The organism is Bradyrhizobium australafricanum (assembly GCF_020329495.1).
Classification (GTDB): domain Bacteria; phylum Pseudomonadota; class Alphaproteobacteria; order Rhizobiales; family Xanthobacteraceae; genus Bradyrhizobium; species Bradyrhizobium australafricanum.
In genome coordinates this window covers 1-750 of the sequence record NZ_JAGKJL010000199.1, presented here as the reverse complement: position 1 = coordinate 750, position 750 = coordinate 1, and the positions used below count along the sequence as shown (strand labels likewise).

The 750-nt window shown below is 62.7% G+C and carries 1 protein-coding gene and 1 pseudogene; one reads left to right on the top strand and one right to left on the bottom strand.

What is annotated here, in order from left to right; all coding sequences use genetic code 11:
- Positions 1-104: DUF5372 family protein (locus J6525_RS47875; RefSeq protein WP_225649627.1), on the bottom strand; the 104-nt coding region annotated here is incomplete at its 3' end.
- 47 nt (positions 105-151) lie between these two features.
- On the opposite strand from J6525_RS47875, the pseudogene J6525_RS46540 reads away from it, so the two are divergent.
- A pseudogene (locus J6525_RS46540) lies at positions 152-750 on the top strand (Mu transposase domain-containing protein); the annotation flags it as partial.

Sequence of the window (750 nt, the reverse complement as noted above, 5' to 3'; positions counted from 1 at the left end):
TTCTGGCCCTCATAGACCACCCGGTCTTCGCCCCAATGACGGCGCCGGCAGATCAGTTCGAACTTGCGGCCGCAAAGCGGATGAAAAGGATGCGTGATCCGCACCTCCTGCCGGGTCGTACCCGCATGACCTGCAGTCGACAACTTTTGCCAAGGGCAAGGTTGAAGGCGCGGTGCTGATTGTTGAGCGCTGGATTCTGGCACGGCTGCGCCATCGGCGGTTCTTCAACCTGACCGATCTCAATACTGCGATCGCCGGTCTGCTGGAGGAGTTGAACCATCGGCCGATGCGCCATATCGGCAAATCCCGCCGGCAGCTGTTCGAGGAGATCGAGCGCGCTGCGTTGACGCCGCTGCCGGGCGAGCCGTTCGAATACGCCGAGTGGAAAACGGCGAAGGTCCACCCCGATTATCACGTCGAAGTCGACAAGACCTTTTACTCGGTCCCGCACCGGCTGATCGGCCGTCGGGTGGACGTCCGGCTCACCTATCGAGCCGTCGAGATCTTCCAGGATCACACGCGTGTCGCCAGCCATGTGCGCCGCTCTCAGCGCAGCGGCCATGTCACCGTGAACGAGCACATGCCCAAGGCCCATCAGCGTTATGCCAATATGACGCCGGCGAGCTTGATCAAGATGGCAGCGCGGATCGGCGTCAACACCGCCACTCTGGTCGAGCGGATGATGCGTGAGCGCCCGCATCCCGAGCAGGGTTATCGCTCCGCCATGGGGATCATCGCCCTGGCACGGCG